Origin of the sequence: Yersinia sp. 2553 StPb PI, from assembly GCF_052217105.1 — a bacterium.
Taxonomy (GTDB): Bacteria; Pseudomonadota; Gammaproteobacteria; order Enterobacterales; family Enterobacteriaceae; genus Yersinia; species Yersinia enterocolitica_E.
Genome location: NZ_JAZGPX010000002.1, coordinates 2,664,500 through 2,681,164 on the forward strand (window position 1 = coordinate 2,664,500; position 16,665 = coordinate 2,681,164).

The window sequence follows — 16,665 nt, forward strand, 5'->3', positions numbered from 1 at the left end:
CGGGTATCAGTAGAACAGATCTGCTGGCCAGTAATGCCCCACGACAAAAATAATAGCAGCCGCAATCACCCCGGCAATAATGTCATCGATCATGATCCCCATGCCACCATGGACATTGCGATCAAACCAGCGAATCGGCCAAGGCTTCCAGATATCAAAAACTCGGAACGCGACAAAACCCGCAGCGACCCATTGCCAATGATTGACGGGCAATGCCATCAGGGTTATCCACATGCCGACAAATTCATCCCAAACGATACTGCCATGGTCATGAACCTGCATATCTTTGGCGGTACGATGACAAATGTAGACACCAATGCAGATGCTGAACATCACAGCCAAAGAATAAAGCTGCCATGGGAGCTGGATCAATAGCAGCCAGAATGGGATTGCCGCAATTGACCCCATGGTACCGGGTGCCCATGGTGATAAACCACTACCAAAGCCGGTGGCCAGCAAATGCCAAGGATTGGTTAACCGCAAACGGCGTTTGGCTTCATCCATGGGATTTACCTGTTGAGAAGTGATCAAAACCACGAAAATCCAGTTGTACTGCCTTACCTTCACGGAAGAATTTAACACCTTCCGATTGCGGGCCTACCTGCCCAATACAAGTATAGCCTGCGCCGGTATTACTGAGCGCGACATCCAGTGCACCACGGTTTATCTCAGGTACGGTAAAGCACAACTCATAATCTTCACCACCACTCAACGCCCAGCGTAGAGCCTGTTCAGCGTCAACCTGACGTGTTAGCGCATCAGAGTAAGGCAATGCATCCAACTCAATACGCGCCCCACAATTGCTCGCTTTCAGGATATGTTGCAGATCAGAAATCAACCCATCGGAGATATCAATGGCAGAGCTGGCAAGGTCGCGCAATGCCTGCCCTTGCAGCACGCGTGGCTGTGGCCGCAAATGACGGTGAATTAATGCAGACCTATCGGCTTCGTTATCAACTCGCAACGCATTTTGCAAAATCGCCAGTCCTGCGGCACTGTCACCCAACGTACCGGTAACATAAATCCAGTCACCAATTCGCGCACCAGCTCGGGTCAATGCCCGCCCTTCCGGTACCAACCCTTGAATGGTCAGCGTTAGACTCAATGGCCCACGAGTCGTATCACCACCAATCAGTTGCATACCGTAATAGTTAAGCTGATCAAATAAGCTATCACTGAATGCCTGCAACCAGTCTTCATTTACATTGGGTAGGGTTAGAGCAAGAGATAACCAGGCAGGATCGGCACCCATTGCAGCTAAATCGCTAAGGTTTACCGCTAAAGATTTGTAACCAAGATCGGCCGGATCGATATCCGGTAGGAAATGAACGCCCGACACCAGTGTATCCGTACTGATGGCCAACAGCTGTTTTTCTGCCACTGTGAGAAGTGCGCAGTCGTCTCCAATACCCAGCTCTACATCCCGGCGATTACTTCTAAACCGGTCAAAGTAGCGGGCAATGAGGTCAAATTCGCCACATGCCATAATACAATTCCAGGAGTGTTTACCGATATATGATTAAGGCCGGTTCCCGGCCTTAATCATATCCCTCTTCACTTGACGCGGTGTTAGCGCTGCCAATGACTTTGGGTATATTATTTCTTTTTACGTACTGTCGGAGCTACTTTATCCAGCACGCCATTTACGAACTTGTGACTATCTTCCGCACCGAAAGTTTTGGCCAGTTCGATAGCTTCATTGATTGCCACTTTATAAGGGACATCATTACGTTTGCTCAGTTCAAACAGTGCAATACGCAGAATAGCTCTTTCAACCTGACCTAATTCCTCGAGCTGGCGGGAAAGAAAAGGTGTCATTAACGCATCCAAAGATGTGGCATTAACTGCGACCCCTGACAGCAATTCGCGAAAATAGGAGATGTCTACATCTTTGACATCCTGCTCCGACAGGAACTGTAATTCAACATCAGCGATGTCGTTTTTAGACAACTGCCAAGAGTAAAGCGCTTGAACAGCGCACTCACGAGCGCGGCGACGAGCAGCAGGTTTCACGGAATTCCCCTTAACTAAATTCAGCCTTTAATAGCTTTGATTACATTAATCATTTCAAGTGCGGTCAGGGCAGCTTCTGCACCTTTATTACCCGCTTTAGTACCAGCACGCTCAATTGCCTGCTCAATACTTTCTGTGGTCAGCACACCGAAAGCGACTGGAATATCGCTATTCATGGCGACACTTGCCAAGCCAGAACTCGCTTCACCAGCAACATATTCAAAGTGCGCAGTTCCCCCACGGATAACCGTACCCAGCGCAATTACCGCATCGTAACGATTTGTTTTTGCTAATACATTGGCAACCAGCGGCAACTCATAGGCACCCGGTACCCAAACAACAGTAATGTTGTCATCAGCTACCTGACCAATGCGCTTCAGGGCATCAATTGCACCTTCCAGCAGACTGTCGTTGATAAAGTTGTTAAAACGCGCAATTGCAATCGCCACGCGGGCATTAGGAGTAGCAACAACACCTTCGATAACGTTCATAGCTTTCCTCAATATGGGTTCATACCCCGCAGGGGGGCGGATTCTATCATATTCTTTCACGCCCCGCCCCTGCGCATTTACAAAACGCTTGGCAAGACGATGATTGAGCTTCGGGAAACTCTGCCGGAAAATTCAATTAATACTTCGGTTTCAAACGCAAACGTAAGTCTGGCCCCACCTGACGTACATCACTGAAGACAAATTCAGGGGCTTGTGCTAAATGCGTTAATCCAGCCAACTGGCACAATCCGCGGGCATCGCTACCCAACAGTTTTGGCGCGATATACAGAATTAACTCATCAACCACACCGGCCTGTAATAGTGCGCCTGCCAGTTGTGGCCCGGCTTCAACCCACACTGAGTTAATTTGCCGCTTGCCAAGTTGCATCATCAATAATACCAAATCCACACCATTACCATGGCGAGGTAACAATAACTGCTCGACATTATCTGGCCATGGCTGCTGATCCGCCTCAACGCGCGCCAGCCAGCATGGGCCATTTTGTTGTGTCACTTGGTGTTCAGGCGTTACACGGTTATGGCTATCCAATATAATCCGAACCGGTGGGCGCAGCGAATCTTGGGGATACAAGGCTTGCGTTTGGGCATCTAACTCCGACCAGCGCACCGTGAGCGAAGGGTCATCCGCTATTACGGTGGCACTGGTACTGAGAATCGCCGAACTCTCAGCTCGAAAACGCTGCACATCCTGGCGTGCCTGTGGCGACGTAATCCACTGGCTTTCACCCGAGGCCATCGCGGTACGTCCATCTAATGATGCCGCCATTTTCAATTGCAAATAAGGAAAACCGGTACGCATCCGCTTTAGGAAACCAAGATTCACGGCTTCAGCTTCCGCCAACATCAAACCGTGGTCGACTGCAACCCCGGCCTGTTTCAATTTATATAACCCGCGCCCGGCAACTTGCGGATTGGGGTCCTGCATTGCCGCCACGACTCGGGTTACACCAGCGGCCACCAGTGCATCCGCACAAGGCGGCGTGCGCCCGTGGTGACTACAAGGCTCAAGGGTGACATAAGCCGTTGCACCGCGCGCTTTTTCACCCGCCATGTGTAATGCATGTACTTCGGCGTGTGGCTCTCCGGCACGCAGATGATACCCTTCGCCGACAATTTCACCATCACGCACCAACACACACCCAACATTTGGGTTTGGCGAGGTAGTAAACCGCCCTAACCGCGCGAGTTCAAAAGCGCGGGCCATATAGAACTCATCAGTCTGCATGGCTTTCCTTACGTTTATTGCGCCGCTTTATGGCTGCGCGACCCTCGCTAAATAACCATTTGGCGCGAATTAATCCTGCAAACGGGCAATTTCTTCACCGAATTCACGAATATCTTCAAAGCTACGATAGACCGAGGCGAAGCGAATATAGGCCACTTTATCGAGCCGTTTGAGGGCTTCCATCACCAGGTTACCCACCATTTTCGTCGGAACTTCCCGCTCGCCCGTGGCGCGCAATTGGGATTTGATATGACTTATTGCTGTTTCGACATCATCAGAGCTAACCGGACGCTTTTCTAATGCTTTCAGCATGCCACGCCGTAATTTATCTTCGTTGAAGGGTTCGCGCACATCATCACTTTTAACCACGCGCGGTAGCACCAGTTCTGCCACTTCAAAAGTGGTAAAACGTTCATTACAATCTAAACACTGGCGGCGACGGCGCACTTGCGAACCATCGCTCACCAGACGGGAGTCAATGACTTTAGTATCCACAGCGGCACAAAACGGGCAATGCATAGTGCTTCCTGATGAGTGAGCCAAAACTTAGCCCCAGTTTACCGCGAACTGCCACGACAACAAAGTGCGGAAACGGCAGTTTATCTTTATTCAACTATTGAGCGGGTTCTGGTTTGGTGGCTTTAGCGGCTCTAGCCATTCCTTTTGCAGTGCTAACCAAACTTTACGATCTGGGGATAATATATTGAGAGGGTCGAAAGGGTATTGCGCAGGTATGCATTGTTTTAATAACTGAAGGGCCAAGTGATAAATACAGGGGGCTTTGTCTATATTTTGCTCTGCATCTTGCACTTCTTTTTTTGCACCCAATAGTAACAAATAAAAATCTTCAAGTTCACTTTTAGACTTAATCATTTTCTCATTTACTTCCTTAGATAGTGAAGGAAATAAATGAGCAACAATAAAATCAATTAATCGCCCCCATAATCCCTTTGAAGGGGGGTATGCTTTATCCATTACCACTTTAATCATATCGGATATACTTGGGATTATTCTATTTTTAAGATAAATTAAATCATTCTCTAAAGCTTGCGGTAATGTAGTATTAGTTATTGTTAACGTATAATATTCATTCCAAAATTTACATCCTTTTCCAGAGTTTTCCGATTTGATTGAATTATAATTTTCATTCCATTCACTATTACTCAACCCACCTCTTCCATGAGTAATTATAACATCCTTCCACTTAGGGAAATTTGCACTGCATATATCTACTATTTCATCACCCTGACAATATTCAAACCCCACATTTTCATTTTTTAAAGACTTTACGTTTATTACCTGCTCACTTGGAGTTCCAACTGATATATTTAGGTAAGAAATAAAATCATTATAACCGGCACTTTTAACCACGGAGGTTGGCGACTCTCTTTTTATTAAATCATAACGACCGTTATGATTTAAAGTAAGTTCATATTTTTTACTAAGTGTTGATTGATTAAAATTCAAGTTAATACTTTTAATAAAATTATAATGAATACCATTTACTCTACTCGTAAGCTTATTCTCACTCCCCATATAATTATTAATGAGTGTTACAAGATCAATTTCATTATCACTTTTACCCAAATTGATCTCAAATTCATTAAACTTTGACTTTTGATTAAAATCATATTTAATCTTAAATGATTCAAAAATATCATTAAGCTCACGTTTAACACCACACACAAAATCACAATCATCGCTTCCTTGTAGAATATCATCAAAACACTTATATATCATATCATTAGCTATGTAAACTCCGTTAAAATTCACATCACTCATATATTCTCCGATAATTTACTCACATCATCCAACTACATTAAGCATATAAATCAAGTTAGAATAATAAATAATATTAAAATAATTAACTATCGAATTACTTATATAGTTTTTATAAAAATAAAATTAATGATTTTTTACTCTTACTCAATTAAACCATGGATAAAAATTAAATAAATATTCATAGAGAAAACAAATTACTCAATAAAATAAAGATAACGCGATAATATTTACACTGCAAATAAATGGGGCGGAAGCATTAGGTTAATACACGAATAAAAAAGCCCTGATACTAATTGTATCAGGGCTTTCTTTTCGTACTACCACTTACAACTTAAGGCAGGATTGAAGGTTGGTCTGCGCCTTCTTTCTCAACTTTCTGCTGCAACATGTGTTCACGTTTCATACCCAGTTTCAACGCCAGCGCGGACGCAACGTAGATGGATGAAACGGTACCGATGGAAACACCGATCAACATCGTCAGTGAGAAGCCTTGCAGCATCGCACCACCGAAGATGAACAGCATCAATACCACCATCAGCGTAGTTGCAGAGGTCATAATAGTACGACTTAAGGTCTGGGTCAGAGACACGTTCATGATTTCATAAGGCGTACCGCGACGGATTTTGCGGAAGTTCTCACGAATACGATCCGATACCACGATACTGTCGTTTAGTGAGTAACCAATAACCGACATCAATGAAGCAATGATGGTCAGATCGATCTCAATCTGGAATAACGACAAGATCCCCATGGTAATGACCACGTCATGGGCCAAAGCGATAACCGCCCCCAGCGCCAGACGCCATTCAAAACGGAAACCAACATAAACTAGAATACACAGTAACGCGACTATCAACGCCATGCCGCCTGCCTGGGCTAAATCGCTGCCCACACTTGGCCCGACGAATTCGATACGTTTTACCGAAGCATTCTTATCAACTGACTCATTAATAACAGAGATGACTTTGTTGCCCAATTCCTGCCCGGCAGTTCCGGTGGCGGGTGGCATACGTACCATCACATCACGGGTGCTACCAAAGTTTTGCAGAATTGGCGATTCAAAGCCCGCTTTTTCCAACGTGTCACGCAGTTGATCCAGATCCGCAGGTTTTTCCAGGTTAATTTCAATCACCGTACCACCGGTGAAATCCAGACCCCAGTTGAACCCTTTAGTGGACATCACCACAATCGATGCCACCAACAGCAACAACGAGACGCCGAAAGCGACGTAATCCCAGCGCATAAAGTCATAGACTTTACGGCCATAGTTCAGTTGTTCAACAGTATAATCCTGTGCCACAACGTACTCCTCAAATAGACAGCTTGTTAATGCGCTTGCCGCCGTAAAGCAGGTTGACGATGGCACGAGTACCGACTATAGCGGTGAACATTGACGTTATAACACCGATTGCCGTTGTAATGGCAAAGCCTTTAATCGAACCGGTACCCACAGCATAAAGAATAATTGCCGTGATAAGCGTCGTTACGTTCGCATCGACGATACTTGAGAAGGCACCTTTGTACCCTTCATGAATCGCTTGCTGGATCGTCCGCCCGTTCCTGAACTCTTCTTTTATTCGCTCATTAATTAGTACGTTAGCATCAACTGCTACCGCCAATGTCAATACGATCCCGGCAATACCCGGCATGGTTAATGTCGCCCCCGGTAACAAGGACATCACACCCACGATCAACACCAGGTTAGCCAATAGCGCCGTACTGGCAATCACACCAAATTTACGGTAGTAAATCACCATAAACAGGATAGATACCGCCAGGCCCCACAAGCAAGCTTCCAGACCTTGGGTGATGTTCTGTGACCCCAAAGTTGGCCCGATAGTACGCTCTTCCACAATCTGGATAGGTGCAATCAGAGCACCAGCACGCAGCAACAGGGAAAGCTGACGAGCTTCAGCCGGGTTATCAATGCCAGTAATACGGAAGCTGTTACCCAAGCGTGACTGAATAGTCGCTACGTTGATAACTTCTTCCTGCTTAACCAGAATCGCTCGGCCATTAGCATCTTTTTTGCCGCTGTCTTTATATTCTACGAACAAAGTCGCCATCGGCTTGCCGATGTTGTCTTTGGTAAAATTAGACATCAGAGAACCACCGGCGCTATCGAGCGAGATATTAACCTGAGCTTGGTTATATTCGTCGGTGCTGGAGGTTGAGTCAGTAATATGGTCACCGGTCAGGATAACGCGCTTGTACAAGACAACCGGGCGACCTTCACGGGTATTTTTGACTTCTGAATCACCCGGTACCCGACCGGAGGCAGCAACAGAGGCATCAACATTGCTATTTACCAGACGGAATTCAAGTGTTGCCGTCGCACCAAGAATCTCTTTGGCACGCGCGGTATCCTGAATACCCGGTAATTCAACCACAATACGATCCGATCCCTGGCGCTGAACCAACGGCTCGGCTACACCTAACTGGTTAACCCGGTTACGCAGGATAGTAATGTTTTGTTGAACTGCATATTCACGCGCTTCCCGCAGACGGTCATCAGTCATCACTGCCTTTAAGGTATTGCTACCATTGGAGCCAATGACCAGATCACGGTGGCGAGAAGAGAGGTAGCTGACGGCATCATCGCGGGTTTTATCGTCGCGAAAACGCACTTCAACACCATAGTTATCAAGCTTACGCACCGTGGCATACGGGATATTTTTCTCACGCAGATCTGTGCGCAAGGTATCCATCGTTTGCTCTTGCAGTTTGCCCAGCGCAGTATCCATATCCACTTCCATCAGGAAGTGCACACCGCCGCGCAGGTCAAGACCCAGCTTCATCGGCTCTGCACCTAACTTGGCAAGCCAAGAGGGTGTTGCCGGAGCCAGATTCAGCGCGATAACGTATTTGTCACCCATCGCAGCCATCAGTGCCTCACGGGCACGCAACTGGACGTCAGGATCTCTAAAGCGAGCCAGGATTGCACCGTTCTCCAGCGCAATAGACTTGCTCGCTATGTTGTCTTTTTCTAAAACGTCACGGACTTGGACCAGCGTTGTTTCACTGGCGGCGATTCCTCGCGCACCAGTGATTTGAACAGCCGGATCCTCACCATAAAGGTTGGGAAGTGCGTATAGCAGACCGATGAAGATCACAACGATCAGCATCAGATACTTCCACAAAGGATAACGGTTTAACACGGCAATTCCCTTCGGGAAAATCGAAAATTACAGAGCCTTCATTGTACCTTTCGGTAAAACGGCAGCAACGAAGTCACGTTTGATCATCACTTCAGTGGTGTCGTTCAGTGCGATTACGATATAACCCGTTTCCGCAACTTTAGTTACACGACCAAGTAAACCACCCGTGGTTAGCACTTCATCACCTTTACCAATAGAATCCATCAGTTTTTTGTGTTCTTTGGCACGTTTTTGCTGTGGACGCAGGATCATGAAGTAGAAAATAAGACCAAATACCACCAGCATAATCACCAGGGAGTACGGGCTGCTTTGAGCCGGAGCCCCAGCGGATGCGACAGCATCGGAAATGAAAAGACTCATTAAAATTCCCTCATTGTTATCAATATCAGTAATGTGAAATCAGTGCGATAAAACAGAAACGGTAAATCGTAACTGTTAGATCTACAAATACAAAGGCAATAATTTTAAAATCAGGCATTTAATGGCGGAACAGGTTTCCCAATCCGACCATAGAAATCTTCAACGAAGACCTCTAATTTACCCTCTTCAATAGCCTGACGTAAACCCGCCATTAAGCGTTGGTAGTAACGCAGGTTATGAATAGTATTCAGTCGCGCACCCAGTATTTCGTTGCAACGGTCAAGATGATGCAAGTAGGCACGACTATAATTGCGACAAGTGTAGCAATCACAATGTTCATCCAACGTTGCAACATCATTCTTATGCTTGGCATTACGGATTTTTACCACACCGTCCGTCACGAACAAATGGCCGTTACGGGCATTACGCGTAGGCATCACACAGTCAAACATGTCGATACCACGGCGCACACCTTCTACCAGATCCTCTGGTTTCCCCACGCCCATCAGATAACGTGGTTTATCCGCCGGAATCTGCGGGCAAACATGCTCCAAAATACGATGCATATCTTCTTTTGGCTCACCCACCGCCAAACCGCCCACAGCGTAACCATCAAAACCGATATCTACCAGCCCTTTTACTGACACATCACGTAAATCTTCGTAAACGCCACCCTGAATAATACCAAACAATGCATTTTTATTGTTCAGTTCATCAAAGCGTTGGCGACTACGGGCAGCCCAGCGCAATGACATCTCCATCGAACGCTTGGCATAATCCCAGTCCGCGGGATAGGGGGTGCATTCATCAAAAATCATCACGATATCGGAGCCGAGATCGTACTGAATTTCCATTGATTTTTCTGGGCTAAGGAACACTTTATCGCCGTTGATCGGGTTTTGGAACGTCACCCCTTCTTCTTTGATTTTGCGCATCGCACCCAAGCTGAATACCTGGAAGCCGCCGGAGTCAGTCAGAATCGGGCCATGCCACTGCATGAAATCATGTAAGTCACCATGCAACTTCATGATTTCCTGACCTGGACGCAACCACAGGTGAAAAGTGTTACCCAGCAAAATCTGCGCACCGGTCTCTTTTACTTCTTCCGGTGTCATCCCTTTAACTGTGCCATAGGTGCCAACAGGCATAAATGCCGGGGTTTCTACCACGCCACGTTCAAAGATTAGACGACCACGACGGGCGCGCCCATCAGTTGTTTGTAATTCGTACTTCACATAACCTCCAGCATTAGAGAAACAGTCTAATGTTGTTATTGCCGGATCACACAATATGTGTGACCTAAAATTTACAGGTTAACCGTCTCTTGCGGTGCCCGTGGATTACGGCTGATAAACATCGCATCGCCGTAACTGAAAAAGCGGTATTGTTCCGCCACCGCTTGCTGGTATGCATTCATGGTATTTTTATACCCAGCGAAAGCAGACACCAACATTATTAATGTTGATTCAGGTAAATGGAAGTTGGTCACTAAAGCATCCACAACCTGGTAGTGATAACCCGGGTAGATAAAGATACGGGTGTCACCAAAGAACGGAGCAATCAGGCTGTTCTCTGCCGCCTTAGCGGCACTTTCCAATGAGCGTACCGAGGTGGTCCCAACCGCCACGACACGATTGCCACGCGCCTTACAAGCCAAAACAGCATCTACCACATCTTGAGGTACCTCTGCATACTCGGAATGCATGATGTGCTCTTCAATGGTGTCTACACGCACGGGTTGGAACGTCCCCGCGCCGACATGTAGCGTAACGAAAGCCATCTCAATGCCTTTCTCGCGCAGTGCGGCCAGCATTGGCTCATCAAAATGTAAACCGGCCGTTGGTGCGGCGACTGCCCCAGGGCGCTCACTGTAGACTGTTTGGTACAATTCACGGTCAGCATCTTCATCAGGGCGGTCAATATAAGGAGGCAAAGGCATATGGCCGACGGCATTTAGGATAGTAAAAACATCCCGCTCATCGTCAAAACGCAACTCGAACAAGGTGTCATGGCGTGCCAACATCGTGGCTCGAATACTTTCGTCATCGCCCAACAGCAGTTCAGCGCCCGGTTTAGGTGCTTTGGAGGCTTTTACATGGGCCAGTACACGATGATCGTCCAAAACACGTTCTACTAACACTTCAAGCTTACCGCCACTGGCTTTACGGCCAAACAAGCGCGCTGGAATAACGCGGGTATTGTTAAATACCAGCAGATCGCCGGGCGTCAGTTTATCCAGCAAATCGGTGAAAATGCCGTGCGTTAACGTTCCCGTCGGGCCATCCAGTGACAGTAAGCGGCAACCGCTACGCTGGGGCTGGGGGTAATGGGCAATCAGAGATTCCGGCAGCTCAAAAGAAAAATCGGCAACACGCATAGCTTTCCACTTGATATCAGAACAGACCCAGCTCACGAGTATGATTGGAGCCGGTTCACAAAAACAGGCCGCTAGTCTAGAGCCCTCAAGGGCTGGCTGCAAGAAATAAGGACAATTGGTGGTCATTTGCTATAGCCAAAATAATTGTCGTCGCAGCCAGGCAGTAAATGAACGCATCTCGATAAGCTGACTCCCACCAGTGATTCAGTTGGCAAATCTGCCAGATGCGGATTTGAGCACGGCTTACAGTAGCTTCGCAGAGGTGGGCCAGGAAATTGACCGCGTAATGACGGCAGCTAACACCGCTGCAACTTCAAGTAAGAAGGGATATACTTTGCAGATGAATTTTCTCGCTCACCTCCATTTAGCCACACTGGCTGACAGTTCCCTACTGGGCAATCTGCTGGCAGATTTCGTCCGTGGTAATCCACAAGATGAATATGCCCCTGAGATTGTGGCTGGGATTATGATGCATCGCCGCGTTGATGTCATGACCGACGCACAGCCGCTGGTCAAAGAAGCCCGTCGCTATTTTAGTGCTGATTACCGCCGAGTTGCCCCTATCACTCTGGATGTGCTGTGGGATCATTTTCTGGCACGTAATTGGGATAAACTGGTGCCGGACTACACGCTGCCCGGGTTTATCCAGCATGCGCAAAACCAGATTGTGCCCCATTTACCACAGACACCCGCGCGCTTTCAGCACCTTAATGCCTATCTGTGGCAGGAGCGTTGGCTGGAACGCTATGCTGAACTACCCTTTATAGCTGATGTGTTACAAGGTATGGCTAATCGGCGGCCCAAACTGGCAGCACTTGCTGGCTCTTTTCAGGATATAGAACAACACTATCAGCCGTTAGAACAACTGTTTTGGGCGTTTTATCCTGCCATGATGTTGCAGGCACAACGCCAACAAATCTAGCTTAAAACATCTTTATTTGTATGGTTATTGCTACTAAGTCACTTGCGCTTTCTGCCAGAATGGGTATCTTAGCAAGACTACGAAACTAAAAACGTCGTAACGATAGGTAAAATCTATCACAGCGATTGGTATTTATCCCTTTATTCATTGCGCTTAAATACCTATGCTGTGCCGATACTTTTAAGACAACTGGTTAATCCATCCCTATTAACAGGAGTAATTTATGGTTCTGGTAACTCGTCAAGCCCCTGATTTTACAGCAGCTGCTGTTCTTGGTAGCGGCGAAATCGTTGAAAACTTCAACCTGAAAAAACACCTGAACGGCCGCCCTGCCGTCCTGTTCTTCTGGCCAATGGACTTCACTTTCGTTTGTCCTTCAGAGTTGATCGCTTTCGACCACCGTTACGAAGAATTCCAGAAACGTGGCGTTGAAGTTGTTGGTGTTTCTTTTGACTCTGAGTTTGTGCACAACGCATGGCGTAAAACCCCAGTTGATAAAGGCGGCATTGGTGAAGTTAAATACCCAATGGTTGCTGATATCAAACGTGAAATTCAGAAAGCCTACGGCATTGAACACCCAGAAGCTGGCGTTGCACTGCGCGGTTCATTCCTGATCGACAAAAATGGTATCGTTCGCAGCCAAATCGTTAACGACCTGCCAATCGGCCGTAACATCGACGAAATGATCCGTACTGTTGATGCACTGCAATTCCACGAAGAACACGGCGAAGTTTGCCCTGCTCAGTGGGAGAAAGGTAAAGCAGGTATGGGCGCATCACCAGATGGCGTAGCTAAATACCTGTCTGAAAACGCCTCTAAACTGTAATAACAGTTTATGCCGCCCCTGATTTACTCGGGGGTATCAAGCCAGTCAGTTCACCCTGACTGGCTTTTTTTATACTGATATAAAACCAAACGACGACATACCAACAATACTGATATATCCCCAAAGTAATTGGAGTTGCAGCTAGGCGGCAAACGAGTAAATCCCGATGAGCTTACATAAGTAAGTGATTCGGGTAAACGAGAGCAGCTAACAACGCTGTAACTTCAAGTAAGAAGGGGATATTTTTGTGGCATATTCAGCCTCCTTGCCTTGCCTTTCAGCAGGTAAGAAGCTACCGTAATGTTGCTAGGCATTAGGGAGCCTCGTATTGATTAACCTCAGTACGGGGCTTTTTCCTATCTGCTTTATGACAACAACTGTTTTTACCAAGGCACTTACAGCACTGGTTCAAACGATGCCCAAAGCAGACAGCTTCAAGCACCCGCCGCAGAGTCTATATAATAATCTTTTCCATTCCCAGCGTATCAAACCCGTAAATACTTATTTATTTTCAATAAGTTATTTTTATTTATCTTGGCTCCTTTCAAGCATAAATCAACCTATCTGCCAGGCAACAACTGACAAATTCTCCTTTCGCCGCCAATTAATTAGCAGCCATAAACATTAATTCTGCTATTAATTATTACTGGTGTGTTTTTTGCACACACCATAAGCAGCGCTTTTAAGCTGCCAGACAAAAATGATCAGGTCATCCCTGGCGGGCAGGAACTAACAGGAGTCAGAATGTTGTTAAAAAAATGGAACAAACCCTTGGCTGTATTGGCTTTACTGGTCAGTGGTACACTGCATGCGGCCTCTACACCGGCGGTGGAAGCAAAACATGGCATGGTGGTGACCTCGCAATATCTCGCTTCACAAGTGGGGACTGATATTTTAAAAATGGGTGGCAATGCCGTTGATGCCGCAGTGGCGGTGGGATATGCACAGGCTGTCGTAAACCCATGCTGTGGCAATATCGGTGGGGGTGGTTTTATGACCATTCACCTTGCCGATGGAACTGACACATTTATAAACTTCCGTGAAACTACACCAGCGGCTGCCAACGCCGATATGTATTTAGATAAAGAGGGAAAAGTCACTAAAGATGCCAGCTTGTATGGTTATCTGGCAGCCGGCGTCCCTGGCACGGTATTGGGAATGGATAGCGCGCAGAAGAAATACGGTAAATTGACGCGCCAGCAAGTGATGGCTCCAGCAATCAAACTGGCCCGTGAGGGCTTTGTACTGACGCGTGCCGATACTGACATTCTGGACACTACCGTCAAACGTTTCCGTCAAGACCCTGAATCCGCGCGTATTTTCTTGCGCAAAGATGGTGAAGCACTGCAACCGGGAGATCGTTTAGTTCAGGCTGATCTGGCTGAAACCCTGAGCGCAATCTCGGAGCAAGGGCCGGATGCTTTCTATCAAGGTAAAATACCTCAAGCGGTAGAAGCCGCGGCCAAAAAAGGCGGAGGTATCCTCACTGCCGCTGATTTCGCCAACTATAAAATCACTGAAACTGCCCCTATTACTTGTAGTTATCGCGGTTATAAATTTGTTTCCTCACCACCACCCAGTTCCGGTGGAGTGACATTATGTGAAACCTTGAATGTGCTTGAAGGCTATGACTTAAAAAGCATGGGTTTTAATTCGGCTGCTTACATTCATACCCTGACAGAAGCCATGCGCCATGCCTATATGGACCGCAATACTTTCCTCGGTGACCCCGAGTTTGTTAAGAATCCGATTGATCGCCTGTTGAGCAAAAGCTACGCCGCCGATATCCGCAAGCAAATCGTTGCCAACAAAGCAACACCTTCGGTAGAAGTACAACCGGGGATGCAACCTCATGAAAAACCAGAAACTACCCACTACTCTATCGTCGATAATGAAGGTAATGCGGTCTCCACCACCTACACGGTTAACGGCCGCTTTGGTGCCGTGGTGATTGCCCCAGGTACTGGCTTCTTCCTGAATGATGAAATGGATGATTTCACCGTCAAAGTGGGCGAGCAAAACCTGTATGGTTTAGTACAGGGGGCAACCAACTCCATCGCCCCCGGTAAGCGCCCACTATCGTCTATGAGCCCAACATTAGTGACCAAAGACGGTAAGACATTTATGGTGTTAGGCTCTCCGGGTGGCTCCCGAATTATCACCATCACCCTGCAAACAGCCCTCAATGTCATTGATCATGGCATGGCACCACAAGAGGCGGTAGATGCACCACGCATCCATCACCAATGGCTACCTGATGAGGTATATTACGAACAACGTGGCGTATCCGCAGATAGCCTTAATCTGCTGAAAAACATGGGATATAAGATGGTCGAACAGAACCCATGGGGTGCAGCCGAACTGATTCTGGTGGGTTTGGCCGGAGTGGAGGGTGTCAGCCCGGCCAACTCGGGGAATGACTCGGCAGTTTCCGGCAAAGTTCGTGAAGGTTACCTGTACGGCGCTAACGATGTCCGTCGCCCTGCCGGTGCCGCCATCGGTTACTGATAGTAATGGCTTACTAATGTAACTCATCCTCCATCAATATATCGATGGAGGAATTTACCACTTCATTATATACCCTAAATAATTCGAGTTACAGGAAGGCGGCAATCGAGTAAATCCCGATGAGCTTACTCAGGTAAGTGATTCGGGTGAACGAAAGCAGCCAACGCACATGCAGCTTGAAGTATGACGGGTATATATCACCAGGGTAATGACTGCCCCTGATAATCGATAAATCCATGCCCCCCTTTACCCGAAGCGTGCTCAATTTGGTCGACCACACCCTTCACACTGGTCGCAATAGTCAGGGGTGCCGCATCCCCGCCCATATCCGTTTTTACCCAACCGGGATGAATCGATAGCACCGTCAGAGCCGGATCGGCCACTTCAGCAACCAAACTACGGGTCATCATATTCAGTGCGGCTTTACTGGCTGAATAGAGAGGTTTATGGCCGGAGGCATTGTGACCAATACTCCCCAACTGAGAAGACATAAAGGCCAATACACTTTGAGTTGGATTACGTTGTGTCAGCAGATGCTGAGCGATACGGATAGGTGAAACGGCATTAGTTTGGAATAATTCCAGAATATCTTCCGGTTGCGCCTCAAGAGCTGATTGATGCTGCGGCCCAGAGATACCCGCATTAACAAATATGAGGTCGAATATCTGCCCCTGTACCTGTGGCAAAAACTGCTTAATACTTTCAGGTTTATTAATATCCAATGTTAGCCAATGGGCGGCATGGGCTGCGGTATCTTTCGCAGCACCGCGTGTCGTCGCAGTCACTGACCAACCACGGCGATTAAGTTCGTCAACCAGCCCCAGTCCCAAACCTCTTGAGGCGCCAATGATCAATGCCTTTCGTTTAATTGTGCTCATATCATTTTCCCTTTGCTGAATATTACCTGCCCACTGTTTGGTTAGCCATACGATCACCTATCATATATATAATATCTCAACAAAAGGAAAAGCGGCGCTTGGCC

The 16,665-nt window shown here is 47.2% G+C and carries 16 protein-coding genes; 3 read left to right on the forward strand and 13 right to left on the reverse strand.

Going from position 1 to position 16,665, the window contains the following annotated elements; genetic code table 11:
- Positions 1-6: 6 nt before the first annotated feature.
- The 12 genes from pgpA to queA all read right to left on the reverse strand — a co-directional run bounded on the left by pgpA (position 7) and on the right by queA (position 11,427).
- Entirely contained in the window at positions 7-504 is a 498-nt protein-coding gene (gene pgpA, locus V2A84_RS13850) for a phosphatidylglycerophosphatase A (protein ID WP_032905591.1), read from the reverse strand.
- Positions 497-1,486 (reverse strand): thiamine-phosphate kinase, encoded by a 990-nt coding sequence (gene thiL / locus V2A84_RS13855; RefSeq protein WP_083160057.1) that lies wholly within the window; start codon positions 1,484-1,486, stop codon positions 497-499. Before thiL ends, pgpA begins: the two co-directional genes overlap by 8 nt.
- A gap of 110 nt (positions 1,487-1,596) precedes the next feature.
- A complete protein-coding gene (gene nusB / locus V2A84_RS13860; RefSeq protein WP_083160059.1) occupies positions 1,597-2,013 on the reverse strand; it encodes a transcription antitermination factor NusB in 417 nt (138 codons plus the stop codon).
- Positions 2,014-2,033: 20 nt separating this feature from the next.
- Entirely contained in the window at positions 2,034-2,504 is a 471-nt protein-coding gene (ribH, locus tag V2A84_RS13865) for a 6,7-dimethyl-8-ribityllumazine synthase (protein WP_005182120.1), read from the reverse strand.
- Between the two features lie 136 nt (positions 2,505-2,640).
- Positions 2,641-3,750, reverse strand: coding sequence for a bifunctional diaminohydroxyphosphoribosylaminopyrimidine deaminase/5-amino-6-(5-phosphoribosylamino)uracil reductase RibD (gene ribD / locus V2A84_RS13870; protein ID WP_083160061.1), 1,110 nt, complete (start codon positions 3,748-3,750; stop codon positions 2,641-2,643).
- A 69-nt stretch (positions 3,751-3,819) separates the two neighbouring features.
- Positions 3,820-4,269 carry a transcriptional regulator NrdR gene (nrdR, locus tag V2A84_RS13875; protein ID WP_005182112.1) on the reverse strand — a complete coding sequence of 150 codons (450 nt, stop codon included), beginning with the start codon at positions 4,267-4,269 and terminating at the stop codon, positions 3,820-3,822.
- 90 nt (positions 4,270-4,359) lie between these two features.
- On the reverse strand, positions 4,360-5,532 hold the full coding sequence (locus V2A84_RS13880) for a hypothetical protein (RefSeq protein ID WP_083160063.1): 1,173 nt from the start codon (positions 5,530-5,532) through the stop codon (positions 4,360-4,362).
- A 331-nt stretch (positions 5,533-5,863) separates the two neighbouring features.
- Positions 5,864-6,832, reverse strand: coding sequence for a protein translocase subunit SecF (secF, locus tag V2A84_RS13885; RefSeq protein WP_083160065.1), 969 nt, complete (start codon positions 6,830-6,832; stop codon positions 5,864-5,866).
- A gap of 10 nt (positions 6,833-6,842) precedes the next feature.
- Positions 6,843-8,690, reverse strand: coding sequence for a protein translocase subunit SecD (gene secD / locus V2A84_RS13890; RefSeq protein WP_083160067.1), 1,848 nt, complete (start codon positions 8,688-8,690; stop codon positions 6,843-6,845).
- A 27-nt stretch (positions 8,691-8,717) separates the two neighbouring features.
- The gene (yajC, locus tag V2A84_RS13895; RefSeq protein ID WP_005166605.1) at positions 8,718-9,050 is read right to left on the reverse strand and encodes a preprotein translocase subunit YajC; all 333 of its coding nucleotides are present in this window, start codon (positions 9,048-9,050) and stop codon (positions 8,718-8,720) included.
- A gap of 110 nt (positions 9,051-9,160) precedes the next feature.
- Complete coding sequence (tgt, locus tag V2A84_RS13900; protein ID WP_083160069.1) at positions 9,161-10,285, reverse strand: tRNA guanosine(34) transglycosylase Tgt; 1,125 nt, start codon at positions 10,283-10,285, stop codon at positions 9,161-9,163.
- Positions 10,286-10,356: 71 nt separating this feature from the next.
- Positions 10,357-11,427, reverse strand: coding sequence for a tRNA preQ1(34) S-adenosylmethionine ribosyltransferase-isomerase QueA (gene queA, locus V2A84_RS13905; protein WP_083160071.1), 1,071 nt, complete (start codon positions 11,425-11,427; stop codon positions 10,357-10,359).
- Between the two features lie 340 nt (positions 11,428-11,767).
- On the opposite strand from queA, the gene V2A84_RS13910 reads away from it, so the two are divergent.
- The 3 genes from V2A84_RS13910 to ggt all read left to right on the forward strand — a co-directional run bounded on the left by V2A84_RS13910 (position 11,768) and on the right by ggt (position 15,683).
- Positions 11,768-12,349: an acyl carrier protein phosphodiesterase gene (locus tag V2A84_RS13910; protein ID WP_083163835.1), complete on the forward strand. Its 582-nt coding sequence runs from the start codon at positions 11,768-11,770 to the stop codon at positions 12,347-12,349.
- A 223-nt stretch (positions 12,350-12,572) separates the two neighbouring features.
- Positions 12,573-13,175, forward strand: a complete 603-nt coding sequence (locus V2A84_RS13915) for a peroxiredoxin C (RefSeq protein ID WP_004393160.1) — start codon at positions 12,573-12,575, stop codon at positions 13,173-13,175.
- 744 nt (positions 13,176-13,919) lie between these two features.
- Positions 13,920-15,683, forward strand: coding sequence for a gamma-glutamyltransferase (gene ggt, locus V2A84_RS13920; RefSeq protein WP_442848920.1), 1,764 nt, complete (start codon positions 13,920-13,922; stop codon positions 15,681-15,683).
- 197 nt (positions 15,684-15,880) lie between these two features.
- On the opposite strand, the gene V2A84_RS13925 is transcribed toward ggt, so the two are convergent.
- Complete coding sequence (locus tag V2A84_RS13925) at positions 15,881-16,561, reverse strand: SDR family oxidoreductase (protein ID WP_083160075.1); 681 nt, start codon at positions 16,559-16,561, stop codon at positions 15,881-15,883.
- Between the last annotated feature and the right edge of the window lie 104 nt (positions 16,562-16,665).